The organism is Cryobacterium melibiosiphilum (assembly GCF_003602235.1).
GTDB lineage: Bacteria > Actinomycetota > Actinomycetes > Actinomycetales > Microbacteriaceae > Cryobacterium > Cryobacterium melibiosiphilum.
The window spans coordinates 1-26,840 of record NZ_QZVS01000068.1 but is presented as its reverse complement, the minus strand read 5'-3'; the positions used below and the strand labels follow the sequence as shown (position 1 = coordinate 26,840).

The 26,840-nt window shown below is 66.3% G+C and carries 27 protein-coding genes; 9 read left to right on the top strand and 18 right to left on the bottom strand.

What is annotated here, in order from left to right; all coding sequences use genetic code 11:
* The first annotated feature begins 6 nt into the window (after positions 1 to 6).
* From D6T64_RS05645 to D6T64_RS05605, 9 genes are all read left to right on the top strand, one after another.
* Positions 7 to 768: a hypothetical protein gene (locus D6T64_RS05645; RefSeq protein ID WP_119972942.1), complete on the top strand. Its 762-nt coding sequence runs from the start codon at positions 7 to 9 to the stop codon at positions 766 to 768.
* Entirely contained in the window at positions 765 to 1,133 is a 369-nt protein-coding gene (locus D6T64_RS05640) for a hypothetical protein (RefSeq protein WP_119972939.1), read from the top strand. The genes D6T64_RS05645 and D6T64_RS05640 overlap by 4 nt, the downstream gene beginning before the upstream one ends.
* Entirely contained in the window at positions 1,133 to 1,555 is a 423-nt protein-coding gene (locus tag D6T64_RS05635) for a hypothetical protein (RefSeq protein WP_119972935.1), read from the top strand. The genes D6T64_RS05640 and D6T64_RS05635 overlap by 1 nt, the downstream gene beginning before the upstream one ends.
* A 1-nt stretch (position 1,556) precedes the next feature.
* On the top strand, positions 1,557 to 2,063 hold the full coding sequence (locus D6T64_RS05630; RefSeq protein WP_147364488.1) for a hypothetical protein: 507 nt from the start codon (positions 1,557 to 1,559) through the stop codon (positions 2,061 to 2,063).
* 4 nt (positions 2,064 to 2,067) lie between these two features.
* Positions 2,068 to 3,618: a hypothetical protein gene (locus D6T64_RS05625; RefSeq protein WP_119972928.1), complete on the top strand. Its 1,551-nt coding sequence runs from the start codon at positions 2,068 to 2,070 to the stop codon at positions 3,616 to 3,618.
* Entirely contained in the window at positions 3,618 to 3,968 is a 351-nt protein-coding gene (locus D6T64_RS22210) for a hypothetical protein (protein WP_147364487.1), read from the top strand. Before D6T64_RS05625 ends, D6T64_RS22210 begins: the two co-directional genes overlap by 1 nt.
* A 294-nt stretch (positions 3,969 to 4,262) precedes the next feature.
* Positions 4,263 to 5,132, top strand: coding sequence for a hypothetical protein (locus D6T64_RS05615; protein WP_119972920.1), 870 nt, complete (start codon positions 4,263 to 4,265; stop codon positions 5,130 to 5,132).
* Positions 5,132 to 5,572 (top strand): hypothetical protein, encoded by a 441-nt coding sequence (locus D6T64_RS05610; protein ID WP_119972917.1) that lies wholly within the window; start codon positions 5,132 to 5,134, stop codon positions 5,570 to 5,572. Before D6T64_RS05615 ends, D6T64_RS05610 begins: the two co-directional genes overlap by 1 nt.
* 673 nt (positions 5,573 to 6,245) lie before the next feature.
* A complete protein-coding gene (locus D6T64_RS05605) occupies positions 6,246 to 7,649 on the top strand; it encodes a reverse transcriptase family protein (RefSeq protein WP_119972914.1) in 1,404 nt (467 codons plus the stop codon).
* Between the two features lie 86 nt (positions 7,650 to 7,735).
* Here the strand turns inward: D6T64_RS05605 and pyk are convergent, their stop codons facing one another.
* From pyk to D6T64_RS05515, 18 genes are all read right to left on the bottom strand, one after another.
* Positions 7,736 to 9,181, bottom strand: a complete 1,446-nt coding sequence (pyk, locus tag D6T64_RS05600) for a pyruvate kinase (protein WP_119972911.1) — start codon at positions 9,179 to 9,181, stop codon at positions 7,736 to 7,738.
* A 75-nt stretch (positions 9,182 to 9,256) separates the two neighbouring features.
* Positions 9,257 to 10,714, bottom strand: coding sequence for a glutamate synthase subunit beta (locus D6T64_RS05595; RefSeq protein WP_119972908.1), 1,458 nt, complete (start codon positions 10,712 to 10,714; stop codon positions 9,257 to 9,259).
* Positions 10,707 to 15,293, bottom strand: a complete 4,587-nt coding sequence (gene gltB / locus D6T64_RS05590; RefSeq protein WP_119972906.1) for a glutamate synthase large subunit — start codon at positions 15,291 to 15,293, stop codon at positions 10,707 to 10,709. The genes D6T64_RS05595 and gltB overlap by 8 nt, the downstream gene beginning before the upstream one ends.
* A gap of 189 nt (positions 15,294 to 15,482) precedes the next feature.
* The gene (lgt, locus tag D6T64_RS05585) at positions 15,483 to 16,451 is read right to left on the bottom strand and encodes a prolipoprotein diacylglyceryl transferase (protein ID WP_119972902.1); all 969 of its coding nucleotides are present in this window, start codon (positions 16,449 to 16,451) and stop codon (positions 15,483 to 15,485) included.
* Between the two features lie 161 nt (positions 16,452 to 16,612).
* The gene (gene trpA / locus D6T64_RS05580; protein ID WP_119972898.1) at positions 16,613 to 17,479 is read right to left on the bottom strand and encodes a tryptophan synthase subunit alpha; all 867 of its coding nucleotides are present in this window, start codon (positions 17,477 to 17,479) and stop codon (positions 16,613 to 16,615) included.
* On the bottom strand, positions 17,476 to 18,729 hold the full coding sequence (gene trpB, locus D6T64_RS05575; RefSeq protein WP_233550845.1) for a tryptophan synthase subunit beta: 1,254 nt from the start codon (positions 18,727 to 18,729) through the stop codon (positions 17,476 to 17,478). Before trpB ends, trpA begins: the two co-directional genes overlap by 4 nt.
* A complete protein-coding gene (trpC, locus tag D6T64_RS05570) occupies positions 18,730 to 19,500 on the bottom strand; it encodes an indole-3-glycerol phosphate synthase TrpC (RefSeq protein ID WP_119973004.1) in 771 nt (256 codons plus the stop codon).
* Between the two features lie 16 nt (positions 19,501 to 19,516).
* Positions 19,517 to 19,747, bottom strand: coding sequence for a DUF6704 family protein (locus D6T64_RS05565; RefSeq protein ID WP_119972894.1), 231 nt, complete (start codon positions 19,745 to 19,747; stop codon positions 19,517 to 19,519).
* Between the two features lie 137 nt (positions 19,748 to 19,884).
* Complete coding sequence (locus tag D6T64_RS05560) at positions 19,885 to 20,556, bottom strand: Trp biosynthesis-associated membrane protein (protein WP_119972891.1); 672 nt, start codon at positions 20,554 to 20,556, stop codon at positions 19,885 to 19,887.
* Positions 20,556 to 22,094 carry an anthranilate synthase component I gene (locus D6T64_RS05555; RefSeq protein ID WP_119972887.1) on the bottom strand — a complete coding sequence of 513 codons (1,539 nt, stop codon included), beginning with the start codon at positions 22,092 to 22,094 and terminating at the stop codon, positions 20,556 to 20,558. The genes D6T64_RS05560 and D6T64_RS05555 overlap by 1 nt, the downstream gene beginning before the upstream one ends.
* Positions 22,091 to 22,495 (bottom strand): phosphoribosyl-AMP cyclohydrolase, encoded by a 405-nt coding sequence (gene hisI, locus D6T64_RS05550; protein ID WP_119973001.1) that lies wholly within the window; start codon positions 22,493 to 22,495, stop codon positions 22,091 to 22,093. Before hisI ends, D6T64_RS05555 begins: the two co-directional genes overlap by 4 nt.
* On the bottom strand, positions 22,495 to 23,256 hold the full coding sequence (gene hisF / locus D6T64_RS05545; protein WP_119972884.1) for an imidazole glycerol phosphate synthase subunit HisF: 762 nt from the start codon (positions 23,254 to 23,256) through the stop codon (positions 22,495 to 22,497). The genes hisI and hisF overlap by 1 nt, the downstream gene beginning before the upstream one ends.
* 10 nt (positions 23,257 to 23,266) lie before the next feature.
* Positions 23,267 to 24,106 (bottom strand): ATP phosphoribosyltransferase, encoded by an 840-nt coding sequence (gene hisG, locus D6T64_RS05540; protein ID WP_119972880.1) that lies wholly within the window; start codon positions 24,104 to 24,106, stop codon positions 23,267 to 23,269.
* Between the two features lie 82 nt (positions 24,107 to 24,188).
* A complete protein-coding gene (locus D6T64_RS05535) occupies positions 24,189 to 24,452 on the bottom strand; it encodes a phosphoribosyl-ATP diphosphatase (protein WP_119972877.1) in 264 nt (87 codons plus the stop codon).
* A gap of 9 nt (positions 24,453 to 24,461) precedes the next feature.
* Complete coding sequence (gene rpe / locus D6T64_RS05530; protein ID WP_119972875.1) at positions 24,462 to 25,133, bottom strand: ribulose-phosphate 3-epimerase; 672 nt, start codon at positions 25,131 to 25,133, stop codon at positions 24,462 to 24,464.
* A gap of 38 nt (positions 25,134 to 25,171) precedes the next feature.
* The gene (locus tag D6T64_RS05525; RefSeq protein WP_119972873.1) at positions 25,172 to 25,654 is read right to left on the bottom strand and encodes a DUF6194 family protein; all 483 of its coding nucleotides are present in this window, start codon (positions 25,652 to 25,654) and stop codon (positions 25,172 to 25,174) included.
* A complete protein-coding gene (locus tag D6T64_RS05520; RefSeq protein WP_119972871.1) occupies positions 25,651 to 26,187 on the bottom strand; it encodes an SRPBCC family protein in 537 nt (178 codons plus the stop codon). The genes D6T64_RS05525 and D6T64_RS05520 overlap by 4 nt, the downstream gene beginning before the upstream one ends.
* A gap of 70 nt (positions 26,188 to 26,257) precedes the next feature.
* A complete protein-coding gene (locus D6T64_RS05515; protein ID WP_119972868.1) occupies positions 26,258 to 26,464 on the bottom strand; it encodes a PLDc N-terminal domain-containing protein in 207 nt (68 codons plus the stop codon).
* Positions 26,465 to 26,840: the final 376 nt, after the last annotated feature.

Genomic DNA, 26,840 nt, shown 5'->3' with positions numbered 1-26,840 from the left:
GCTGAAATGGCTTATTCCGTAAATGAACAGATCGGCCCCTTTTGGGTCGGTGACGTTCCGCTCAGCACCTCCGTTCTGACCCTGTCTGACAGGGACGGCAACGGGGTTGACCTGAGCAGCGCAACCGGCGTTATCAGCACTATCGGCAGCGCCTCGCTGGTCGGCGACACCATCGTTATTGTGTGGCCGACCACCAGCGCTTTCAGCCTTGCAGGTCCGAACCTGCTTGAACTGACACTCACCACGGCGACCGGCTCGGTGACTGTCGAACCTGCCGAATACATCGTTCAGGCTAAAACCGGCTGGCACACCCTCGACTCGGCGCGCAAGTCTTGGCGTGACGCTCCCGACTCAGACGTTGCCTTGTATGCCCTGCTCGATACGGCCCGCGTGCAGGTGGAAACGTACGGTTCGGCGCTGGTTGCGCCTGCCTCGGTGCTGCCAGTCGGTGACGGTTACGCCGACTTCTTTGTTGCCGCTCGCTCGTTCGTTCAGGTCGAAGAGGGCTATTACAGCTTTGAGGGTTCGCCCTCAACGTTTGTCGGCGACTCAGACGGCTACTACGCGTACACGGGGGTCGAAGCTCCGATTGTCCCCCTCCGGTATAAACAGGCCCAGTTGATGCAAACCCGGAACCTGTGGAACGCGGCCAAATCTGACCCGTCCGGGCAGATGGGGGACGACGGTTTTGTTATCCGCCCGTTCCCCATGGACTGGGTTATCAAGGGCATCATCCGCCCCAAGAACCCGGTTCCGGTAGTCGCATGACCGCCCGCGAACAGCTAGTCACGGCGCTCACTGCTGTTATCCCAAGGACGTGGAAGTTGGTCCCGTATCAGGACAACCTCGACACGCTCGACCGGGTAACGCTGGTACTCAAACAGAGCACCATCAGCAAGGCCCCAGCCGCCCCTCAGGGCGCGCATATCGTGTCTTACCTACTCACGCTAGTCACCCCGGAAACCGACGCACAGAAGGCCGAATTGGCCCTTGACGCGCTTGTTGATGAGCTGCTGTTCATGCTCGACGGCATCACCTGGCTGACGTGGGACACGGCGACAAAAGTTCAATTCTCCGATTCAAACATGGCCTATGACATCACCGTTGAGGCACTAACCCGAAAGGCCAAATAATGGCATCCATCGCAGTAAACCCGCTAGTTCTCAAAGATGTTGTTCTGACCTTCGGGACCAACTCTTACGAAGAGCACGTCTCAAACGTCACGTTCACCCCGACCGCCTCGGTGCTCACCTGGAAGGGCCTCACCCCCACCTCGGTGCATTCCGCCGTCACCACCGCGACGTGGGCGGCTGCGCTCACCTATGTGCAGGACTTCGAGACTGCCGACTCGCTCGCCGTATACCTCTTCAACAACGAAGGCGAAGAGGTCAACGTGACCTTCAAGCCGCGTTCCGGTTCTGGCCCGTCGTTCACCGCAACTCTGACGATCACCCCCGGTGCTATAGGCGGCGCTATTGACGCATACAGCGAGGCCACCGTCACTCTCGGCTGCAAGGGCAAGCCTGTGCTCGTCCCGGCTGCCGCCACCGTCTAACATGCTCCGCATCGACGTTTACGGCAGCCGGGAGCTTCAAGCGACCATCCTGTCTATCCGTCGTGCACCTGCCGAAATTCGGAAACGTATTAGACAGCACACTAAAGAAATCGCGGCCACCGAGTGGACCAAGGCTCTTGCAGAACGGGCGGAAACTCGCCTAGAACATGCTGTCTTGGTCCGCACAGCCCGCGTGCAGGTCAGTGACCAGAACATCAAACTGAAGTCTGGTTCGCTGACCAAAAAGCTTTCCGGCGGTCTGCCCGTTTCTGAAGGCGCACCTGTTGCCGAGTTCGGTACCAAGCAGGACAAGAAGACCACCTATGCCCGCAAGTCGAAGGGTGGCGGCAGCCATCAGGTCACCCGTCGCACCCGGCATGCGTTCAAACCGCTCAACCGAAAAGGCTACGTCGTCTATCCGGCAGCCGCCGAAATGATCCCGCGCATTGCCAGCCTGTGGGTACAGACCACCATCCGCACCTTTTACGAAGCCCTAGAACGGAAGTAGCCCCATGGCTAAAGGCATTGAGATTGACATTGCCGCCAACACGCGCGACTTTCAAAAAGGTGTGCAGGATGTTGACAAAGAACTCGGCAAAGTTGCTGACTCTTTGGACGACCTCGCGAGCGAAACACAGGACTCGTCCCGGTCTTCGATCAAAGAGGTTGACAAGCTTGAACGAAGCTTCAAAGACCTCGCGGATACAGCCAAGAAAGAGTCTTCAAGCGCCGGGGATGACCTCGGACGCAACGTCAAACGGGGCACCGCTGACGCTGAAGGCGGTCTAAAAGACTTCAAAAATGAAGCGTCTAACACGGCATCTGAAACAGCGGCCAGCTTTGATGGTTCTGCCGACTCCATCGCTGGCGCGTTTCAGGAGGTTGCCGCAAACGCGTTTGCCGGGTTTGGTCCTGCCGGGGTTGTTGCCGGGCTGGCCGCAGCGGCAGGCATTGGCCTAATTACGACGGCAGTGCAGGGCGGCACTGAAGACACTGAGGCGTTCAAAGAGAAGGTCGGCGAACTCACTGCCGAACTGATCGACGCCGGAGATGCCGGTTCGGTGTCTTTGGACTATCTCATTGACAAAATCAAGACCCTTGCGGCCGAAACAGACCCGGCAAAAGACAGCCTTGATGATCTGCGTAAGGTCGCAAAAGACGCGGGTGTGCCTTTCGACCGGCTGGCCGAAGCGTTCGCTGGAAACGTTGACGGCATTGACGACCTAATCAACGCGTCAGAAGATAACATTCAGGCGTACAAAGATTCCATCGACGTAACCAACCAGTACGCCGGAATTTTGAAAGACACTTCAGCGCAAGACGCCAAGCTGAAGGCTGACCAAAAAATTGTTGAAGGGCTTGAGTCTGTCCGCGAGTCGGTCAAGCTTGCCGCCGAAGAGGAAGCCGCATGGGTTGCTGCAGGTGGCCCCGAAATGCAAGCCAAGTCCGACCAGATCGGAAGCATTCAGGACGCTGTAGATGATGCTGCCGGAAGCTGGGAAGACTACAAGAACGCTGAAACGGGCGCTATCGACCCTGCCGCCTATCTGGCGGGCGTAGCTGCCCGTATTGAGGCCGGAAACAACTACGCCGACAACATGGCCATTGCGCAGGGAAAGCTCAGCCCTGAGGCCTACCAGTACCTGGTAGACCAGGGCATCGACTTTGCGCCGATGCTGTCCTCAATCCTTAGCTCGGGCCTTGTCGACCAGTTCAACACGACTTTCACCGCCGCTGCCGCCGCCGGTAACACAGCGGTTGAAAACGGGGTTGTTGGTGAGGTTGACGTGACGGCCAGCGTTGACGCTGACACGAAGGCCGCTGCCGAAAAGATCGAAGAGGTTGAAAGCACCAAGGCTAAAAATACGGTCGAGGTAACAGCCGACACGGCGAAAGCTGAGAGCAAAATTCAGGCCACCGCTGACAAGTCTTACACAGCCAAAATTTCCGCCTCCGTCGACACGACCGCTGCTGAGAAGACCCTGGCCTCGTTCATGGCTAAGGCCCGGTCCGTGACGATTACCGCCAAGATCGTAGATCGTAAAGGAAACCTGGTCGACTAATGACAACCATCACCACCGGCACAGCAACACTAACCCCGCTCCTTGTCCTCTCATGCTCCACGGCACGGCCCACCGGCGTAACAGTTCACCAGCTTGCCGCTGGTGGGGTGGCTGTCACGGCGACCGGAACCGGGAAACGGTCAGGTGTGATCACTCTTCTCCTGCTCGATGCGGCTGCCGCTGTCGCAGCGCAAAACTTCTTCGCCACCGTTGGGCCGTTCACCCTGGTCGACCCGGGCGTTCTGACCGGAAAGCTTACGTTCGTTCTCGGTGAAGGCGAACTAGAGCCGGAGCTAGACCCGGACACCCAACTTCGTTGGACGCTTGCTGCCCCCTATCAGGAGGTGTGACATGCTCGCTATTTGCAACGTGACAGCAACCCTGTCCAACGGGACCGCGTTGGATTTGATCACGTCAAACCTGACCCTTGACGACTCGTGGACCCCCTACGCACAAGCAAGCCTTGTCATCATCCCACCGGCCAACCTTGACCTGATCGACCCGCGCGCAGCGCCGACAGTCACGCTCAACTACCACCAGCATTTCGGCCCAGTCCAGCCGGTCAGCGTTTTGTCGGCGGCGTGGGGAGGTCGGCTCGTGTCGGCCTTGAGCGCCGCCTGGTCAGGTAAGGCCGTGTCGNGGCCGTGTCGGCATTGTCGACCGCGTACGGGTCGGGCACCTTCATTGACGGTGAGGCCTACCGCGACCCCATCGACCGGGTTGCCGTGCTGCATATTCGCCGCCGCCGCCGCAACACAGACGGATCAGCCGACATTGACCTTGCCTCCGCTGAGGCTTTGCTGGCCGATCTTCGCAGCATGCAGGGCGGCGCAAGGCTTTACTCGGCTTCGACGTTGCGTGAACTGGTCGGGGACATTTTTGAAGAGTTGAACGCGGCCACCGCGCACACCTTCACCCTTGCTGTCGGTGACGCCGACACGCCTGTTGCACCGTCACCAACGCTAAGCCCCGGGCAAAGTTATATCGACTTTTTTACGCCCTATCTTCAAGCGGGCAACCTGCGTCTGTGGGCTGATGAGCTGGGCCTGTTCCATCTCAGCATGGCGGATGCGATCCTGACCGGTGCTCTTGTGCTGTCGGTGGCCACGAACGTCGAAGGCGCAACAGATGAGATCGACCGGGACGGTGACCTTTGGGCTGACTCGGTCGTCGTGGAGTACAACGACCCGGAAACGGGCACCGGGTACATTTCCGCGTACCCGCAGGACGGGCGCACCATCTCCAAAACGCGGCATGTTCGTGTTGACGCCTACCCCCCATTTGACCAGTTCACCGCTCCTGATGAGGTTGACCTGGCGGCGAAGAACATTTACGACCGGCTGCAAGGTCGAGGCCGTGAGGTGCCCATTGATGCCGTCTCCGACTTCAGCGCCACCCCGGGCACCCCGGTCGCTGCAACCCTGCTTACGGGCACTCTCACCGGGGTTGTGCGCGCTGTGGAATGGCGCACCCCAGAAAACACTATGACCATCACAACAAGGGACATCAACTAATGGCTAACGACTCCAACGGCATCTACAAGTACACCGAGAGCGAGGCGGTCCCGTCGACGTTCAGCGCGTTCCTGAACAAGCTTGCAGCCTCGGTCAGTACCCGTATCGGGCAGATTCAGGACACCCTAACCACAAATATTGCCGATACCGGATGGTCCAACCTTGTGCTCGGTTCGGGGGCCACCGCCCCTGACTCAACATTGCGCCCCATGATTCGGCGTAAAAACGGCATCGTTTACATCATGGGCCGAATGACACAGTCGGGCGCTGTCGGATTCACCATCCCGGCGGGGTATCGTCCGGCGCAGAACCTTCGTACTATGGGGCAGGCCGGATCGACTGGGTCTGCCGTGGTCGTGCTGGTCATCCCGACAGATGGCGCGGCTTACACGAGCGCTGACGCCACAATCAACCTGGCCCACTCCTGGCCGGTGGGCTAAAAACGCTTTCTGAAAAACAATGCTATACTGAGTATGTGGTTCTTTTCGGCTTTCCATGGCCTCCCTTTCAGCCACATGCACGCGGCCCCGTCGGTTCCTCCCCGGCGGGGCTTGTTTTATGCCCTCGGCGTGACAACCGTTTGACAACAGTTCGGTGAAAAAGCACCTTATTCACCCTTGCTGACATGATTCAAAAAGACCGTAAATACGCGGTTTTCTAGTGATTCCTGCGTGTTTGCTGGGTGCTGAGGTGGGTTCGAGTCCCACCACCGGTACATATAAAACCAGTTCCTAAAACAGTTACTGATCACAGAAAGCTCCCGAGAAATCGGGGGCTTTCTTGTTGACAGGGCACGGTCTCGGGCCTGAGTCGCGGACTTCGTGCCTTCGTGCGCCTCGGGAAGGCACGAAGTCCGCACCTCGACTTCGCCCTGCCGCCAACACGCCGATAGGGTGGCGCTGTGCGAGGGTTTTCGGGCGAGGCGGGTGGTGCACGCGTTGCGCCGCCCTCTCCGGGGCTACCCCGGGGCACGCAGACCGACCAGGACAGACCACCGCAGGCACGCCACTGCGCTCCGCGCAGCTCGGTGCCCGCACCGATGGACGAGTCGCCCGAATCCCCTCGCACACCCACTTCTGGCCCGGGCGATCCGGCCGGCATGAGGGCGCCACGATGAGCGCGGGCGCTGCCGTACCGCGCCCAACGCCGGCCGCCCTCGTGCTGGCGCGCAGGCCGCATCCGTCGACGGATGCCCTGGCGGCCACGCTTGCCGCCGCCCTGCTCGGCGCCAAGACGTGGTCGAAGACCGAGATGATCGACGCGGGCGCCCACGTACTCGGTGCCCGCCGCCGCTGGCTCGGGCCCCTCGCGACCGAGATTCTGAGCTCCTACCCGCGGGCGCCGACGGATTCCCCACGCGAGTTGGCCGCACACATCATCGACTGCGCGGCCTTCAGCAACGCCATCGAAGCAGCCACCAGCCGCGGCGTCCCGAACATCATCGCCCACTATCCCCTGACTCCTCCCCTGACTCCTCCCCAGGCCCGCGCAGTCACGTCTGCGCTCCCCCGGCTCGACACCCTCGGCGACCTCGCGGCATTCCTCACGCTGACTCCCGGGGAACTCGACTGGTTCGCCGACACCGGCCAGTGGAACCGCACCGCCCGCCCCGGCGCACTGCACCACTACCGGCACGAGTGGCGGGTGCGTCCGGGTCGTACACCGCGCCTGCTCGAGGTGCCGGGCACCCGACTGCGCGCCCTGCAGCGCACCCTGTTACACGACCTTCTCGGGTTGATCCCGACGCACGGGGCGGCGCACGGCTTCGTGCCGGGCCGCAGCGCCGTGACCGGAGCCGCCCGCCACACCGGCACCGCCGCCGTCATCAGCCTCGACCTCACGACCTTCTTCGCCAGCGTGACCGGCAGCGCCATCTACGGCACCCTGCGCCGCGCCGGCTACCCCGAGTCGGTCGCCCATTCGATCACCGGGCTCTGCACACACGCCGTGCCGCCGCGGGTGATCGCCGCAATGCCGCCCGGTGGCGACCCGGCCGAGCGGGCAGCGCTGCGCCGCGCCCTGGCCGCCCCGCACCTGCCGCAGGGAGCCCCGAGTTCACCGGTGCTCGGCAACCTCGCCCTCCGTCGCCTCGATGCCCGCCTCGCAGGCTGGGCCGACGCGGCAGCGGCGACCTACACCCGCTACGCCGACGACCTCGCGTTCAGCGGGGGCACCGACCTGCGCCGCCGGGCGGATGCCTTCGTGCGCGGCGTGACCCGCATCGCCCTGGCCGAGGGCCACACCGTGAACCCGCACAAGACGCGGGTGCGGCCCGCGAGCGTGCGCCAGAGCGTGACCGGAATCGTGGTGAACGAGCACCCAAATATCTCCCGGGTCGACGCCGACCGGCTCAAGGCAATTCTGCATAACTGCGAACTGCACGGTCCCGCCGGCCAGAACCGAGCCGGACACGCCGACTTTCGGGCGCACCTGCTGGGCCGCATCTCCTGGGTCGAACAGCTGAACCCCGAGCGCGGCGCCCGCTTGCGGGCCAGTTTCGGCCGCATCCGCTGGTAGAGAATTTCCCGTGAACGCACGTCGTTAACGCGCGAAAGCGAATGATCTCGACAGTGTCGAGAACATCCGCTTTCGCGAGCGAGAACCTACTTACGCACGTATGCGGGAGCGGCCTCATTGTGGGCGTCGCCGACGCGGTGCACCCGGATGTCGTTCGTGGAGCCGACGATGCCGGGAGGGGATCCCGAAATCACGACGACCTTGTCGCCGATTTCGGCCAGGCCCTCGCCCAGCAGAATGTCGTCGACCTGCGCGAACATGGCGTCGGTGTGCGTCACCGTGTCCACGAGGAACGTCTGCACGCCCCAGGTCAGCGCGAGGCGACGACGGATGCCGGGCTCGGGCGTGAAGGCGAGCATCGGGATGTGCGACCGCAGGCGTGCCATGCGGCGGGCCGAGTCGCCCGACTCGGTGAAGATGCAGAGGTACTTCGCCTCGACGAACTCGGCGACCTCGATCGCGGCGAGGGTGATCGCCCCGCCCTGGGTGCGCGGACGGTTCGTGAGCTTGGCGATGCGCTCCAGACCGTGTTCCTCGGTGGAGTCGACGATACGGGCCATGGTCTGCACCGTCGTGACGGGATAGGCCCCGACACTCGTCTCACCGCTGAGCATGACCGCGTCGGCACCGTCGAGCACGGCGTTGGCGACGTCGGAGGTCTCGGCGCGGGTCGGCACCGGGCTCTGGATCATGGATTCGAGCATCTGGGTCGCGACGATGACCGGCTTGGCCATGCGGCGGGCGATCTCGACCGCACGCTTCTGCACGATCGGCACGGCCTCGAGCGGCAGTTCGACGCCGAGGTCGCCACGGGCCACCATGATCGCGTCGAACGCGTCCACGATGTCCTCGAGGTTCTCCACGGCCTGCGGCTTCTCGATCTTGGCGATCACCGGAACCCGGCGACCCTCCTCGGCCATGATCTCGTGCACGCGGGTGATGTCTTCAGCATCGCGCACGAAGGACAGCGCGATGAGGTCGGCGCCGAGGCGGAGGCCCCAGCGCAGGTCGGCTTCGTCCTTCTCGGACAGGGCCGGCACGTTGACGGCGACGCCGGGCAGGTTGATGCCCTTGTTGTTGGACACGGGGCCGGCGACGATCACCTTGGTGGTGACGACGACGCCATCCGTTTCGACAACCTGCACCTTCACCTTGCCGTCGTCGATGAGCAGAAAGTCGCCCGCCGAGACGTCGGCCGGCAGGCCCTTGAAGGTCGTGCCGCAGAGGTCCTTGGTGCCCACGACGTCTTCGGTCGTGATCTTGAAGATGTCGCCGACGGCGAGCTCGTACGGGCCGCCCTCGAACTTGCCGAGGCGAATCTTGGGGCCCTGCAGGTCGACCATCACGGCGACGGCGCGCCCCGAGTCGTTGGCGGCCTTGCGCACGTTCGCGTACACACTCTCGTGCACCTGGTAGTTGCCGTGGCTGAGGTTCATTCGGCAGACGTCAACGCCTGCATCGATCAGCGCTCGGATCTGCTCGTAGCTGGCGGCTGCCGGCCCGAGGGTGGCGACGATTTTAGCGCGTCTCATGCTGGTGAATCTCCGGTTTCCGCGCCCGAGGGCGCATTGGGTCAGTGTAGAAAAAGTCGGGGCGCGTGGGAGCTGTTACAGCGCGAACGCGCGGGCGTCGGCCGTGACGGGAGACGGCAGCTGGGTGTCGCCCTCCAGAAAACGGTCGACGGCGGATGCCGCGGCGCGGCCTTCCGCGATAGCCCAGACGATCAGGGACTGGCCACGACCGGCGTCACCGGCCACGAACACACCCTCGAGGCTGGTCTGGTAGGTCGCGTCGCGGTCCACGTTTCCCTTGTCGGTGAAGGGCAGGGCCAGCTGGTGGCCGAGGTCGGTCGGTTCCGGTCCGGTGAAGCCCATCGCGAGCAGCACGAGGTCGGCGGGAATCTCCCGCTCGGTGCCGGCCTTCGGAACGCGGCGGCCGTCGAGGTATTCGGTCTCGGCGATGCGCAGGGCGCGCACCTCGCCGACCTCGTTGGAGAGGAACTCGATCGTCGACGCGAGGTATTCGCGGGTGCCGCCCTCTTCGTGGGCGCTCGTCACCTCGAACAGGGTCGGGGACATCGGCCACGGCTGGTGCTCGGGCCGGCTGGTGCCGGGCTGCTTGCCGATCGCGAGGTTGGTGACGGATGCCGCCAGCTGGCGGTGCGCGGTGCCGATGCAGTCCGCTCCGGTGTCGCCACCGCCGAGCACGACGACGTGCTTGCCCTCGGCCGTGATCTGCTGGTCGACGGTGTCGCCGGCGCCGACCTTGTTCTGCTGAACGAGGTATTCCATGGCGAAGTGCACGCCCGGCAGGTCGCGGCCGGGGATCGGCAGGTCGCGGGGCACCATGGCTCCGGTCGCGATCACGACGGCGTCGTACCGGGTGCGCAGCGAGTCCCAGGTGATGTCCACGCCGATGTTGACGCCGGCGCGGAAGCGGGTACCCTCGGCCGTCATCTGGGCCAGGCGCAGCTCGAGGTGCTTCTTTTCCATCTTGAAGTCGGGGATGCCGTAGCGCAGCAGCCCGCCGATGCGGTCGTCGCGTTCGAAGACGGCCACGGTGTGGCCGGCGCGGGTGAGCTGCTGGGCGGCGGCGAGGCCGGCCGGTCCCGATCCGACGACGGCCACGGTCTTGCCGGTCAGTCGGCCGGGAGGCTGCGGGGTGACCCAGCCCTCGGCGAAGGCCGTGTCGATGATCGAGACTTCGACCTGCTTGATCGTGACGGCCGGCTGGTTGATGCCGAGCACACACGACGACTCGCAGGGCGCTGGGCAGAGCCGCCCGGTGAACTCGGGGAAGTTGTTCGTGGCGTGCAGGCGTTCAATGGCCTGCTGGCCTTCGTCGCGCCAGACCAGGTCGTTCCACTCCGGGATCAGGTTGCCGAGGGGGCAGCCCTGGTGGCAGAACGGCACGCCGCAGTCCATGCAGCGGCCCGCCTGGCGTTTGAGCACGGCGGAGTCGCCCTGCTCGTAGACCTCTTTCCAGTCCATGAGGCGCACGCTGACGGGGCGGCGCGCGGGAAGCTCACGTTCGGTGGTCTTCAGGAATCCCTTCGGATCAGCCATTGGTAACCTCCATGATTCGGTTCCAGACCACGTCGCCGTCGGGATCGAGTCCCTCGTCAACGGCGGTCTGTCGGGTCAAGAGCACGGCCGCGTAGTCGCGCGGCAGCACCTTGACAAAAGCGTCGAGTGATTCATCCAGCGAGGCCAGGAACCGTGCGGCCAGGGCCGAGTCGGTCTCCACGACGTGCTGTTCGAGCAGGTCCCGCAAAATCTCGCGGTCGGCACTGCCGAGCGCTGAGAGCGTGAGTTCCCCGGAGGCGAGAGAATCGCGGTTGACCTTCTCGGCGGTGAGCTTGTAGACGTAGGCGGTGCCGCCGGACATGCCGGCACCGAGGTTGCGCCCGGTTTCGCCGAGGATGACGGCGAGCCCGCCGGTCATGTATTCGAGGGCGTGGTCGCCGACCCCTTCGACGACCGCGGTCGCCCCGGAGTTGCGCACCAGGAAGCGTTCACCGACGATGCCGCGGATGAACATGCTGCCCTGGGTGGCCCCATAACCGATGACGTTGCCGGCGATGACGTTCTCTTCGGCGGCGAACACCGCGGTGCGCGGGGGGCGCACGACGATCTGGCCACCGGAAAGGCCCTTGCCCACGTAGTCGTTGGATTCACCCTCGAGTCGCAGCGTGATGCCGCTCGGCAGGAACGCCCCGAAGGACTGTCCGGCCGAGCCGGTCAGGGTGACCGTGATCGACCCGGTCGGCAGGCCGTTCTCGCCGTGCCTCAGCGTGACCTCGTGGCCGAGCATGGTGCCCACGGCCCGTTCGGTGTTGCGAATCGGCAGGTCGATGGTGATCTGCCCGCCGTTTTCGAGCACGCCCTTGCTGCGCCGGATGAGCTCGTTGTCGAAGTGCTTCTCGAGTTCGTGTTCCTGGGGCCGACCGGACTGGCGCGGTTCGGCGTCGGCGAAGTCGGGGCCGATCAGGATCGGCGACAGGTCGAGACCGGATGTCTTCCAGTGGTTGAGCGCGCCGTTGACGTTGATCACGTCGCGGTGCCCGATGGCCTCTTCGAGGCTGCGGAAACCGAGCTCGGCGAGGTACTCGCGCACCTCCTGGGCGATGAACTCGAAGAAGTTCACGACGTAGTCCGCCTTGCCCGAGAACCGCTTGCGCAGCTCGGGGTTCTGGGTGGCAACGCCGACCGGGCAGGTGTCGAGGTGGCAGACCCGCATCATGATGCAGCCCTCCACGATCAGCGGTGCGCTGGCGAAGCCGAATTCCTCGGCGCCGAGCAGGGCGCCGATGATCACGTCGCGGCCGGTCTTCAACTGGCCGTCGACCTGCAGGATAACCCGATCGCGCATGCCGTTAAGCATGAGCGTCTGCTGGGTTTCGGCGAGGCCGAGTTCCCACGGGGTGCCGGCGTGCTTGAGGGAGTTGAGCGGGCTCGCGCCGGTGCCGCCATCGTGGCCCGAGATGAGGATCACGTCGGAGAGCGCCTTGGCGACTCCGGCGGCGACCGCGCCGATGCCGGACTGGCTGACGAGCTTGGTGTGGATGCGCGCCTTGGGGTTGGCACGCTTGAGGTCGAAGATCAGCTGCTTGAGGTCTTCGATGGAGTAGATGTCGTGGTGCGGCGGCGGCGAGATGAGGCCGACGCCGGCCGTCGCGTTGCGGGTTCGAGCGATCCACGGGTAGACCTTGCCGGGCGGTAATTGACCGCCCTCACCGGGCTTGGCGCCCTGGGCGAGCTTGATCTGGATGTCGTCGGCGTGGGTCAGGTACATGCTCGTGACGCCGAACCGGCCCGACGCGACCTGCTTCACGGCGCTGCGCCGGGTGGGGTCGAGCAGGCGGTCGAGATCTTCGCCGCCCTCGCCGGTGTTCGAGCGCCCGCCGAGGCGGTTCATGGCAATCGCGAGGGTCTCGTGCGCCTCCTGCGAGATGGAGCCGTAGCTCATCGCGCCGGTGGAGAACCGCTTCACGATCGACGCGACCGATTCGACCTCATCGAGGGGCACCGCACGGCGCTGACCCTGCTTGAAAGTGAACATGCCGCGCAGGGTCATCAGCGTCGTCGACTGGTCGTCGACCAGCTTCGTGTACTCGCGGAAGATGTCGTACCGGCGGGTGCGGGTGGAGTGCTGCAGCCGGAAGATGGTCTCCGGGTTGAAGAGGTGCGGAGCGCCATCGCGGCGCCACTGGTACTCGCCACCGGTGGTGAGGCGTTCGTGTGCGGTGACCGCGGCATCCGCCGGATAGGCGTAGGCGTGACGCTCGAGGTTCTCGGAGGCCACGACCTCGATGCCGACGCCGCCGAGCTTGCTCGTGGTGCCGGTGAAGTAGCGGTCGACGAAGTCCTGGCTGAGGCCGACGGCCTCGAACGCCTGGGCTCCGGCGTAGGAGGACACCGTGGAGATGCCCATCTTCGACATGATCTTGAGGACGCCCTTGCCGAGTGCCTTGATGACGTTGGCGACGGCCTTCTCCGGGGAGACGTTCGCGATGACACCGCGGCGGGAGAGGTCTTCGCAGGTCTCCATCGCGAGGTACGGGTTGACCGCCGAGGCGCCGTAGCCGATGAGCAGGGCCACGTGGTGCACCTCGCGCACGTCGCCGGCTTCGACGACGATGCCGACCTTCATGCGGTTCTCGGTGCGGATCAGGTGGTGGTGCACGGCCGCGATCATGAGCAGCGACGGGATCGGCGCGAGGTCCTTCGTCGAGTCACGGTCGGAGAGCACGATGAAGTGCGCTCCGGCGGCGATCGCCTGGTCGACCTCGAGGCAGACCGCGTCGATGGCGTCCGACAGGGCGTCGGGGCCTTCCTCGACGCGGTACAGGCCACGAATGGTCGACGTCGTGCGGCTGCCCGGCGCGGGGTCGATGTGCTGGATCTTGGCGAGCTCGTCGTTGTCGATCACCGGGAAGTCCAGCACGACCTGGCGGGCGTGTTCCGGTCCGGCGGACAGCAGGTTGCGTTCCGGGCCCAGGCCCAGCGCGAGGGAGGTGACGACCTCTTCGCGGATCGAGTCGAGCGGCGGGTTGGTGACCTGCGCGAACTGCTGGGTGAAGTAGTCGAACAGCAGGCGCGGACGCTCACTGAGCACCGCGATCGGGGTGTCGGAGCCCATGGCCCCGATCGGCTCGGCACCGTTGCGCGCCATCGGCGTGAGCAGGATGCGCACTTCTTCTTCGGTGTAGCCGAAGGTGCGCTGGCGACGCACGACCGACTTCGGCGGGTGCACGATGTGCTCACGCTCGGGCAGGTCCTTGAGGTTGATGCGGCCCTCGTCGAGCCATTCCCCCCAGGGCGCGCTGGCGGCCAGCTCGGCCTTGATCTCGTCGTCTTCAATCAGGCGGCCGGCGACGGTGTCGACGAGGAACATCTTGCCGGGCTGCAGGCGGCCCTTGCGCACGACGCGGCTCGGATCGATGTTCAGCACACCGATCTCGCTCGCGAGCACGACGAGGCCGTCGTCGGTGATCAGGTAACGGCCGGGGCGCAGGCCGTTGCGGTCGAGGGTGGCGCCGACGAGCGAGCCGTCGGTGAAGATGATCGCGGCCGGGCCGTCCCACGGCTCCATGAGCATCGAGTGGTACTCGTAGAACGCGCGGCGTTCGGCGTCGAGGTCGGGCTGGTTCTCCCAGGCCTCGGGCACCATCATCATGACGGAGTGCGGCAACGAGCGGCCGGACAGGGCGAGCAGTTCCACGACCTCGTCGAAGGAGGCCGAGTCGCTGGCCCCGGGAGTGACGATCGGCAGCAGCGGAGCGAGGTCGCCGAGCAGCTCGGATTCGAGCTGGGACTGGCGTGCGCGCATCCAGTTGCGGTTGCCCTGCACTGTGTTGATCTCGCCGTTGTGCGCGATCATGCGGAACGGCTGGGCGAGCGGCCACGACGGGAACGTATTGGTGGAGTAGCGCGAGTGCACGAGGGCCAGGGTCGACACGAAGCGCTCGTCGGAGAGGTCCGGGTAGAACGGTTCGAGCTGCAGGGTGGTGACCATGCCCTTGTAGACCAGGGTGCGGCAGGAGAGGGAGACGAAGTAGATCTCGCACTCCCGCTCGGCGCGCTTACGCAGCCGGTAGGTCAGGCGGTCGAGGGCGATGTCGCTCAGCAGCTCGGGCGTGCCATCCGTCGCCTCGGCACGCACACTCTTCACGAACAGCTGCTGGATCGTCGGCATCGCGGCGCGGGCGAGCGCACCCACCTCGTCGGGGCGCACGGGAACTTCGCGCCAGCCGAGGATCGTGAGGTTCTCTTCCTCGGCGATGCGGCGGATGGTGCGCTTGATGCTCGTGCGCTTCATCGGGTCGCTCGGCAGGAACACGTTGCCGACCGCGTACTCTCCGACCTCGGGCAGGTCGAAGTCGGTGACGGCGCGCAGGAACGCGTCCGGAATCTGCGTGACGATTCCCGCACCGTCGCCGGTGCCGGCGTCGGAGCCGACGGCCCCACGGTGTTCGAGGTTGCGCAGGGCATCGAGGGCGAGGTCGATGATGTCGTGCCCGGCGGTGCCGCGCAGGGTCGCGACCATGGCCAGGCCACAGGCGTCGCGTTCATCGGCCGGGTTGTAGAGGCCCTGTTGGACCGGAACCGTGCTGAATTTGGAGTAGAGAGGTTGCTGCGCCATTAAGACCGTCCTCACGTGCATGACTGGCAGGGCGGCACTGGCCCGCTGCTGGAACTAACTAGTACTGGGTTGCTGAGCTGGTGCGCTGAGCCGTGGTGCCGGTCACCGTGGTGCTGCCGGTCTGTCGCGCCGGTCTGGTGGCCGGTCACGGGCGGATGCTACCGGTCCCGTATCGCGGGACCGGGGGGCTTATTGCCGCGAACCGCTGCTGCTTGTGGCGGAAGGCTCGCGCGAAATCGAGGCGGCGTCGGCATCATCGTCGTCGTCACCGTCGAGGTCGGTATCGTTGTCTTCGAATTCTACCTCAGGGTCGAGCGGGATCCATTCGCGGCCCGGAACATAAGGACTCAGCTCGAGTCCGGGGTGTTCCTGGCGCTGAATGATGATGATCAGCAGGCCCACGACGATCGCCGCGAGTGATGCCCAGACGTTGGTGCGCAGACCGAAGAAGACCTCGCTCGGGTCGACGCGGATCGACTCGAACACGGTGCGGCCGATGCCGTACCAGATCAGGTAGACGCCGAAGGCCTTGCCCCAGCGCAGGTTGAGTCGGCGCTCGAGCAGCAGGATTACGGCAACGCCGGCGAGGTTCCAGATGATTTCGTAGAGGAACGTGGGGTGGAACAGGGTGTCGGCGGGCAGGCCGATGGGGAACGCCGCGTTGGTGGACTCGATCTCGAGGCCCCAAGGCAGGGTCGTCGGCAGACCGTAGAGCTCGTGGTTGAACCAGTTGCCGAGCCGGCCGGTGGCCTGGGCGATGAGCATGGCCGGGGCCAGGGCATCCGCGAAGGACCAGAAGCGGATGCCCGATCGCCGGGATCCGATCCACGCGCCGACGGCGCCACCGAGCAGGGACCCGAAGATGGCGTTGCCGCCCTCCCAGATGTACAGGGTGCGCAGCAGGTCGGCACCGTCGTAGAAGTAGTCTCCCGGGTGGGTCAGCACGTGGTAGATGCGTGCGCCGACGATGCCGAGCGGCACCGCCCAGAGGATGATGTCGAGCACGACCCCCGGTTCGCCGCCGCGCTTGGACAGCCGGCGGGAGGTGATCATGGTGGCGAAGATGATGCCGGCGAGGATGCACAGCGCGTACGCGTGGATGCGGAAGGGTCCCAGGTCGACGAAACTCCAGCCGGGGCTCGGGATGCTCAGAGGCATAGACACTGAAGAACTACCTTTCCTTACGCGGACACGACGACGCGGCGCGGTTTGTGGCTAACGCGGTTTGTGGCTAACGCGGTGTATGACGAACGCGGTGTATGACGAACGCTGTGCAGCGGTGGCAAGAACCACCACGGTCAATTTATCGTAGCTGGAGTTCAGCGCAGGTCGCGGGTTCCCGCGGCCAGCTCGGCGGCGAGCACGCCGACGGCGGCGACTCCCCCGTCGGTGAGGGCCTTCACGAGCGCGGAGCCGACAATGGCGCCGTCGGCGTAGGCGAGGATCTCGCGGACCTGGTCGGGGGTGGAGATTCCGAGGCCCACGCACGCGCTCGTCGATCCGGCCGCGCGCAGCCGGTCGACCAGGATGCGCGCGGCCGAGTCGACGGCGCCGCGGGCGCCGGTGGTGCCCATCGTCGACACCGCGTAGACGAAGCCGCGGCTGGCCTCGATCGCCTGCACGAGACGGGCATCAGACGACGACGGGGCAGCGAGGAAGACCCGGTCGAGGCCGGTGCGTTCGCTCGCGGCGAGCCAGGCATCCGCTTCATCGGGAATCAGGTCGGGCGTGATGAGGCCGGCTCCGCCGGCAGCCAGCAGCTCGTCGGCGAAACGGTCGACGCCGTACTGCAGAACGGGGTTCCAGTAGGTCATCACGAGCACGGGAACATCGACCTGCGCGGTGATCGCCGCGACGGCTTCGAAACCGTGGTGCAGCTTGAACCCGCCGGCGAGGGCCTTCTGGGTGGCGGCCTGGATGACGGGGCCGTCCATGACCGGGTCGGAGTAGGGCAGGCCGAGTTCGATCACGTCGACGCCGTTGGCGGCCAGGGCCACGGCCGCGTCGATGCTTTCGGTCAGGCTCGGAAAGCCGACGGGCAGGTAGCCGATGAGGGCACCGCTGCCCGCGGCCCGGCGCCGGGCGATCGTCGCCTCGACGGCGCTGTGAGTCACGCCGGACGTGCTCGTGCCGTGACGGCTGGTGGTTGTCGAGCTGGAGAGATTGGAGGGGCTGGTGGTGCTCATGACTGTTCCGCGCCTTCGTCGAGCAGATCGAAGTATCGAGCCGCGGTTTCCATGTCTTTGTCGCCGCGACCGCTGAGGTTGACGAGGATCGTCGCCTCCGGGCCGAGCTTCTTGCCGAGCTCGAGCGTGCCGGCCAAGGCGTGCGCCGATTCGATGGCCGGGATGATGCCCTCGGTCTGGCTGAGCAGGCGCAGCGCGCTCATCGCGGCCGCGTCGGTGACCGGCAGGTAGGTCGCCCGGCCGATGCTGGCGAGCCAGGCGTGCTCCGGTCCGACCCCCGGGTAGTCGAGTCCGGCGCTGATGGAATGCGATTCCACCGTCTGGCCGTCCTCGTCCTGCAGCAGCATGCTGCGGGCGCCGTGCAGCACGCCCGGGCGGCCTTTGGTGATGGTCGCGGCGTGGCGGGGAGTGTCGACGCCGTCGCCGGCGGCCTCGTAGCCGTAGAGGGCGACGTCTGTGTCGTCGAGGAACGCGTGGAAGATGCCCATCGCGTTCGACCCGCCACCGACACACGCGGTGACCGCGTCGGGCAGGCGGCCGGTCAGGGCCAGAACCTGTTCCCGGGCCTCTTCACCGATGATCTTCTGGAAGTCGCGCACCATGGCGGGGAACGGATGCGGCCCGGCCACGGTTCCAAAGATGTAGTTGGTGGTCTCGACGTTGGTGACCCAGTCGCGCATGGCGTCGTTGATGGCGTCTTTCAGGGTGCGGGAGCCCGTTTTCACGGGCACGACCTCGGCACCGAGCAGGCGCATACGCGCCACGTTGAGGGCCTGGCGTTCGGTGTCGACCTCGCCCATGTAGACGACGCACTCGAAGCCGAAAAGCGCGGCGACGGTCGCGGTGGCGACCCCATGCTGGCCGGCGCCGGTCTCGGCGATCACGCGGGTCTTGCCGATGCGCTTGGTGAGCAGGGCCTGGCCGAGCGCGTTGTTGATCTTGTGCGAACCGGTGTGGTTCAGGTCTTCGCGCTTCAGAATGATGCGGGCGCCGCCGGCGTGCTCGGCGAAGCGGGGAACCTCGGTGATGATCGACGGGCGGCCGCTGTAGGAGCGGTGCAGCTCCATGAGTTCAGCGGCGAAGGCCGGGTCTTTCTTGACCAGGTCGTACTCCGCGGTGAGTTCGTCGAGCGCGGCCACGAGCGATTCGGGCACGAAACGTCCGCCGAAATCGCCGAAATACGGGCCGGCCTCGGTGCGCAGCGAATCGGGCTGTGCGTCGGACTGGGGATGCAGGGATGGTGTGAACACTTAGACCGCCAAAAACTCAGAGAGGGTGCGGATGGGATCGCTCGTGACGAGCGCTTCACCGACGAGTACGACGTCGGCGCCGGCGGCGCGGTAGTGCGCGACATCCGCAGCGGATTTCACCGCGGATTCGGCGATGCGCACGACACCGGAAGGGATGCTGTCGGCCAGCGTGCCGAACAGGTTCTGGTCGAGCTCGAAGGTCGACAGGTTGCGGGCGTTGACCCCGACCAGGCTGGCGCCGATGTCGAGCGCCCGGCTCACCTCGTCGGCGCTGTGCGTCTCGACGAGCGCGGTCATGCCGAGCTCACGCACCAGGTCCTGCAGAGTCTGCAGGGTGTCCTGATTGAGCGCGGCGACGATCAGCAGCACGAGGTCGGCGCCCGCGGCGCGGGCTTCGAACACCTGGTACGGGGTGCCGATGAAGTCCTTGCGCAGCACGGGCAGGGAGACCGCGGCGCGCACCTGCTCAAGGTCATCGAGCGTGCCGTGAAACTTGCGCCCCTCGGTGAGCACGCTGATGGCGCTCGCCCCGCCGGTCTCGTAGGACACCGCGAGGGCCGCCGGGTCGGTGATCTCGGCGAGCGAGCCCCGCGAGGGACTGGAGCGCTTGATCTCCGCGATGATCTTGATGCGGTCGGCCGGTGCCAGCGCCGCCAGGGCGTCGAGGGCGGGCGCCCGGTCGTGGGCCGCGGTCTCGACGGCACTCAGCGGGCGGGCCAGTCGGCGCGCGTCAGCGTCGGCGAGGGCCCCGCCCATGAGGTCGGTCAGCAGGTCAGACGGCACTCGGTTAGTGCCCGTGGGTCGCGGACGGCAGGCTGGCGACGCCGTAGCCGGCCTTGGCCATGGCGAATCCGGCGACCGGACCGGCAAGCAGCACGACGAAGCTCACCCAGACGAGCCACGGGACGACGAAGAAGAAGGCGGTGGTGCCGACCGTGAAGGCCACCAGCATGATGGTGACAGCGGTCCAGGCGGCCGGTGAGTGGCCGTGGCCGAGTTCTGCCGACTCAGTAGTCATGGTTCTCCTTTGTGGTGGTGCCGTGATGGTTGTGCCGTGATGGTTGTGCTGTGCTCGTTGTGGTGTGCTGGTTGTGCTGTGAAAATCACGCGATGTTGCTTGCGCTGGCATTTCGGGTGCCAACCTGCTGTTCAATCTTAGCGGGACTCGTTCGTCGGGTCCTCGCCGCGACTCAACTCGTCCCAGTCGACGACCGCGTCCGGGGCGCGGCCCGGTTCGCGGGCGGCGGCCGAGGCATCCGTCGTCACGGGTTCGAATCGCACCGTCTGGTACTTTTTCGTGGCGCCCGGCCAGCGCGTCGTCGTGACCACGATGAGAATGCCAGCCACGGCCATGATGACGGATGCCGTCAGGGCCAGATAGGGCCACCCGGTCGTCGCCGATGCCTCGACCGCGCTCGCGACCGAGTCCCGGCCGGCGATGCCGGTCGCGGCGGTGACCGCGGCGGCGCTGGCGTGGGCGGGGTCGGACACGGCGAGGTAGGCCGACAGGAAGACGGATGCCCCGATCAGTACCTCGAGCGCGCCCAACACCGCGCGAATCACCGGACCGGCGATGGTCAGGGCACCCGCCAGGGCGAACCCGGCTAGGGCGAGGGCCGTGATCGCGGGCGCGGCGATCGACCCGTCGACCTCGATGCGCTCGGCGACGCCGCCGGAGACGGTCACGTCGACGGTGCCCCAGACCCGGGTCCAGGCCAGCAGGGCGAGCGTGCTCGCGAACAGCACGGTCACGATGAGCAGCAGCCGCAGGCGCTTGCCGGCGTGGGACCGCGGGACAGCGGGCTCGGCCGGCTGGGCCGTGGTCATCAGTGCACCCGGCGCATGGCGTTGGCAACGGCGACGGCGCGAAGCGGTGCGGCGGCCTTGTTCTGCGACTCCTGGTATTCGCTCGCGGGGTCGGAATCGGCGACGAGACCACCGCCGGCCTGCACGCGCGCGACGCCGTCGATGATCGTCGCGGTGCGGATGGCGATGGCGAGGTCGGCGTCGCCGGCGAAGCCGAAGTAGCCGACCACTCCCCCGTAGACCCCGCGCTGGGCCGGTTCGAGGGCGTCGATGATTTCGAGGGCACGCGGTTTGGGCGCGCCGCTGAGGGTGCCGGCCGGGAACGCGGCGCGAAACACGTCGATCGAGGTTTTGCCCGGCGTCAGGTTGCCCTCGACGGACGAGACGAGGTGCATGATGTGGCTGAACCGTTCGATCCGCATGAACTCGGTCACCTCGACGGAGCCGGGGGTGCAGACCTTGAGCAGGTCGTTGCGGGCCAGGTCGACGAGCATGAGGTGTTCGGCGCGTTCCTTCGGGTCGGCGGCGAGTTCCGCCTGGAATGCCGCGTCGGCATCCGGTGTCGCGCCGCGCGGTTTGGAACCGGCGATCGGATGCGTGAACACCCGGTCTTTTTCAACCTTGACGAGGGCTTCCGGCGACGACCCGACGATGGAATACGGGGTGCCGTCGGGAGCTTCGAGGCTCAGCAGGTACATGTACGGGCTCGGGTTCAGGCTGCGCAGCACCCGGTAGACGTCGATCGGGTCGGCGGTGCAGTCCTGGTCGAAGCGCTGCGAGATGACGACCTGAAAGACATCACCATCGACGATGTGCTGCTTGGCGGTCTCGACCGACGTCAGGAAATCGTGCCGGGTGGTGCGCATTCGGGGATCAGCGGGGGTCGACAGGTCGACCTCGGCGAGCCATGCCTCGCTAGGCTCGGCGAGGCGGGCCTGCAGGGCGTCGAGCCGGGCCTGCGCGGCCGCCCAGAGGGTATCGGGGTCATCGACTCCGTCGTTGAGCACGTTGGCGATGAGCTGTACGGTGCCGTAGCGGTGGTCGAGCACGACGAGGTCCGCGACGAAGCTGAACGACTGGCCCGGGACGGAGTAGTCGGCGGGCGGCTGGTCGGGCAGGTTTTCGATCTGGCGGATGGCCTCCCATCCGATGAAGCCGACGAGACCTCCGGTCAGCGGCGGATGCTCGGCCAACCGGGGTGTCTGCCAGCGCGCGTAGAGCGCGGCGAGGGCCTCGAGCGGGGCCTTGTCGGCGTCGTCACCGAGGGCGCGTTCGGCCGAGACACCGTAGTCGATCCAGTGGCTGGTCTCGCCCTGCTGGGTGAGCACGCCGAAGGAGGACACGCCTACGAATGAGAAGCGCGACCAGATGCCGCCCTGCTCGGCCGATTCGAGCAGGAAGCTGCCCGGCTGACCGGCGGCGAGCTTGCGGTAGATGCCCACCGGCGTTTCGCCGTCGGCGAAGAGCTCACGCAGCACCGGGATGACGCGGTGTTCGCCGAGCAGCGCGGTGAAGCCCGCCTCGGTGGTGGATCCTGCGGTTGTCGAACCCGTGCTCATGCGGTTTCCTCCGGTCGGGTTCCGACGGTGACAACGAGGTCGCGTCCGTCAAAGCAGGTGCGGGTGCCGGTGTGGCAGGCGACGCCGACCTGGTCGACCTGCACCAGCAGGGTGTCGCTGTCGCAGTCCAGGGCGGCCGATTTCACGTACTGCACGTGGCCGCTGGTGTCGCCCTTGGTCCAGTATTCCTGGCGGCTGCGCGACCAGAAGGTCACGCGGCCCTCGACGAGGGTGCGTTCCAGGGCAGTGCGGTTCATCCAGCCGAGCATCAGCACCTCGTGGGTGTCCCATTGCTGGATCACGGCCGGCAGCAGGCCATCACCGTTGAAGACGGCCGCGTCGAGCGCGGCGGCATTCCTCAGCGCCGCCGCGGCGGCATCCGCTTGAGAAAGGGTGTTCATCATCGCACCAGCATTCCGGCGCCCGCGAGCTCGCGCTTCACGTCGCCAATGGTCAGTTCGCCGCTGTGGAAAACGGATGCCGCGAGCACGGCGTCCGCGCCCGCCGCGATCGCGGGCGGAAAGTGTTCCAGCAGCCCGGCGCCGCCGGAGGCGATCACCGGCACCCGGCTGATACCGCGCATCAGCGCGATCAGCTCGGTGTCGAAACCGGTCTTCATCCCGTCGGCGTCGATCGAGTTGACGAGCAGTTCGCCGGCGCCGAGCTCGATCGCCTGCTGCGCCCAGGCGAGGGCGTCGAGGTCGGTTTCGGTGCGACCGCCGTGCGTCGTCACCACGAAACCCGACGCGGTGCGGTCGCTCCGCTTCACGTCGAGGGAGAGCACGACCACCTGGGCGCCGAAGCGGTCGGCGATCTCGGCGATCAGCGCCGGGCGGGCGATCGCGGCGCTGTTGACGCCGACCTTGTCGGCGCCGCTGGCCTGCAACCGGGAGACGTCTTCGACGCTGCGGATGCCGCCGCCGACGGTCAGAGGGATGAAGACCTGTTCCGCGGTCGCCCGCACCACGTCGTAAGTCGTGTTGCGGTTGTCAACCGTCGCGGTCACGTCGAGGAAGGTGAGTTCGTCGGCGCCCTGCTCGTAGTACCGGCGGGCGAGTTCGACCGGGTCGCCGGCGTCACGCAGGTTGAGAAAGTTCACACCCTTCACGACCCGGCCGTTGGCCACGTCGAGGCAGGGGATGACACGCACCGAAAGGGTCACGGGCCTCGCCTTACAGTCGAGCGTTGTGGATCGTGGTCACGAGGATGGCGCGGGCGCCGAGCTCGTACAGCGCGTCCATGACGTGGTTCATGTCGAGGCGGGCGATCATGACGCGCACGGCGGCCCACTCGGGGTCGTGCAGCGACGACACGGTCGGCGATTCGATGCCGGGGGCCAGGGCGGCGGCCGCGTCGAGCAGCGTGACCGGGATGTCGTAGTCGAGCAGCACATACTGGCGAGCCACGAGCACACCCTGCAGGCGGCGCAGCAGCGTCGCGATGCCGGGCTTGTCGTTCTCGGAACTGATCAGCACCGCGGTCGACTCGAGGATCACCGGTCCGAAGATTTCGAGGCCGGCCTTGCGCAGTGTCGTGCCGGTGGACACGACGTCGGCGACGGCATCCGCGACCCCGAGCTGCACGGCGGATTCGACGGCTCCGTCGAGCTCGACGAGGGTGACCGTGACGGAGTGGGTCGCGAGGAACGCTTCAACCAGGCCCGGGTAGCTCGTGGCGACGCGCAGGCCTTCGAGGTCGGAGAGGGTGGTGAACTTGCCGGCCGGGCCGGCGAAGCGGAAGGTGGAATCGCCGAAGTTGAGGCTCGCGATCTCGAGAGCGGGCGACGCGGAGTCGAGCAGCAGGTCACGGCCGGTGATGCCCACGTCGAGCGCACCGGATCCGACGTACGTGGCGATGTCGCGGGGACGCAAGTAGAAGAACTCGACGTTGTTGCGCGGGTCGGCGGTGACGAGGTCGCGCGGGTCACGGCGACCGACGTAGCCGGCCTCGGCGAGCATCTGGAAGGCGGTCTCGGCCAGTGAGCCCTTGTTGGGCACGGCAATTCTCAGCATGATTTCAGTACTCTCTGCATGGTTTCAGTACCCTCTGCGGGTTCGGGGTCTGTGACGGATGTGTGCGGCCGGGCGGCCGGGCTCACAAATGTCGGTAGACATCCGCCGGGGACAGGCCCTTGGCGATCATCATGACCTGCAGGTGGTACAGCAGCTGGGAGATCTCGGCCGCGGTTTCTTCGTCGCTCTGGAACTCAGCGGCCATCCAGACCTCGGCGGCCTCTTCGACAATTTTCTTGCCAATGGCATGAACGCCGGCATCGAGCTCGCGCACGGTTCCGGAGCCCTCGGGCCGGGTCAGTGCCTTGTCGCTGAGTTCAACGAAAAGGTCATCAAAAGTTTTCACTCGTCTAGGTTACCCGTGCGCGTGCTGGTGGCCGCGCGCGGTGGCGCGCAGCAGGGTGATCTGCTCGGCCGGATCCGCCGCATTGAAGACGCTCGAACCGGCGACGAAGGTGTCGGCGCCGGCCTCGGCGGCCGCCACGATCGTCTGTTCGGTGATGCCGCCGTCGACCTGAAGCCAGACGTCCAGGCCGGTGCGGCGCACGGCGGCCGAGAGCGCTTCGAGCTTCGGCATCGTCGACGCCATGAAGCTCTGGCCGCCGAAGCCCGGCTCCACGGTCATCACGAGCACCTGGTCGAATTCGGGCAGCAGCTCGAGGTAGGGCTCGACGGCGGTTCCGGGCTTCAGGGCGATTCCGGCGCGGGCGCCCATCGAGCGCAGCCTGCGGGCGAGCGCGACCGGGTCGGCGACCGCCTCGGCGTGGAAGGTGACCGAGTAGGCGCCGGCCTCGGCATAGCCTGGGGCCCACCGGTCGGGGTCGTCGATCATCAGGTGGATATCGAGCGGCAGCGGCGAGACCTGCTGCAGGCGCTGCACCATCGCGAGCCCGAATGTGAGGTTCGGCACGAAATGGTTGTCCATGATGTCCACGTGCACGAGATCCGCGGTGCGAATGCGCCCCAGCTCCCGTTCGAAGTTCGCGAAGTCGGCGGCGAGAATGCTCGGATTGATGCGTGTGACCATGCTGCGAGCCTACGGCGTGTGCAGTGGACGTGGCTTCGTCACCCGCCTGGCCGTGGTCGGCGCACCGTCCGGCGCCGCTCGTCGTCGTGGGCGGCGCGGAGCAGGTCGAGTAGCGTGCCGGCGGTTCGCTCGCCGGGGTTCACGACGGCGATCCAACCGAGGGCCCCGTAGACCGGATGCGGCAGGATCGCGTCGGGCTCGCTGAAGTCGCGTGCCGAGACGTCGCCTCCTGCGAAACCATCCGGAGACTCGCCGACAAGTTCGGTGAACCGGGCACGGCCGACGTGTACGTTCACGCGCCAGCGGCCGGGTTCATCCAGGAGAGACGCCGAGTCTCCGGGATAGTCCTTGGTGACGATCGTCGCGTACGGCTGCACGTTCTGTGGAATCTGACCGTTGGGCGCGTAATAGAAGAAGTGATCGCCCCAGGCGATCTCGGCAAACTCGCTTCCCGCGCCGGGGGCGAGCTCCAGCACGCCGTCGAACGCGCGCACCGCTGCCAGGATCTGGTCCAGGTTCACGTCAGTCCAGAGTCACGTGAGGCTCCGCCGGGGATCGGCGCGCCGCTCGGCAGGCCGGCGGCGACGCATCGGTCGTAAGCCTGCTGCCAGCTCGGCGCCGACGAGCCGTGCGGGCCGTCGGCCTCCTCGCCGGAGAGGTGCACGTCGAGCTGGGCCAGGCACACGTCCCAACCAGCGGCGTTGCGGGCGGCCTCGTTCTCGTGGGTGAGCACATCCGTCAGCACCAGGACACAGGTCTCGGGTGACGCCGCCACCAGGTCGAAGTGGAGTTCGTTGGTGCCCCACGAAAAGGCGAGGTGCTGCGCGGCCGCGTACTCGAGCACCGTCCCCGCACTGTCCGGGGTGTTCGGATCGCCCGCGAAGGTGACGGTGCCGCCCACACGCGGCTCGACGGTCAGCGTGCTGGGAAACCAGCGCGCCGACTCGGCGGGAACGGTCAACGCGGCCCAGACGCGCTCGACGGCATGGCTGAGAGCGCATTCGATGCGCACGGCGGGCCGTTCGCCCCGGTGGATGAGCGTTGTCGTGGTCATTCCTGCCACGGTACGCCCCACCCGCGTGCGTCGCATCCGCTCCGTGCAGGCAGCGGATGCGACGGCGCGGCTAGCGCGCGCCCTGCGACAAACGCAGGCCGAATGGGTGCGGGCCGAGGGCATACCAGACGAGGCTGCCGATGACCGGCGCGAAGACGACGGCGAGGGTCCAGACGAGGCGTTCCGGCGGGGTGAGGTCGTCCGTGCGCTGAATCTGCACGAGCGCGAAGATGATGGCGACCGCGTAGAGCGCGAGGGCGGCGATGCCGATTGTCATGGGCAGGATCGTGTCGATGAGAGTCCCCTTCCGTGCCGCGCCAGCTTAGCCCCGCCGGTTGCCCGTGAACAAAAGATGAGTCGGCAAGCTCAACAACCGGAATGGGGAGATTCTCGCTGGTTGAGATTTCGACAGGCTCAATCCGGCGGCCTGCGCGCGAAGCGCGCTGGTCGAAACCTCGCAGGACGACCCTCGGACCGTAGGCCGGGTCGCCGTGGTTTCGACCGCTCCTTCGTCGCGGCTCAACCAGCGGATCGGGGGGTGTCGCTGGTGCTGACGGGGGCTCAGTTGACGGAGCGGTTGGCGCGGTGGGTTTGGGCGGGGCGCCAGGTTTGGCTGGGGTCCATCCACGCGGGTCCGCGGACTTCGGGACGCC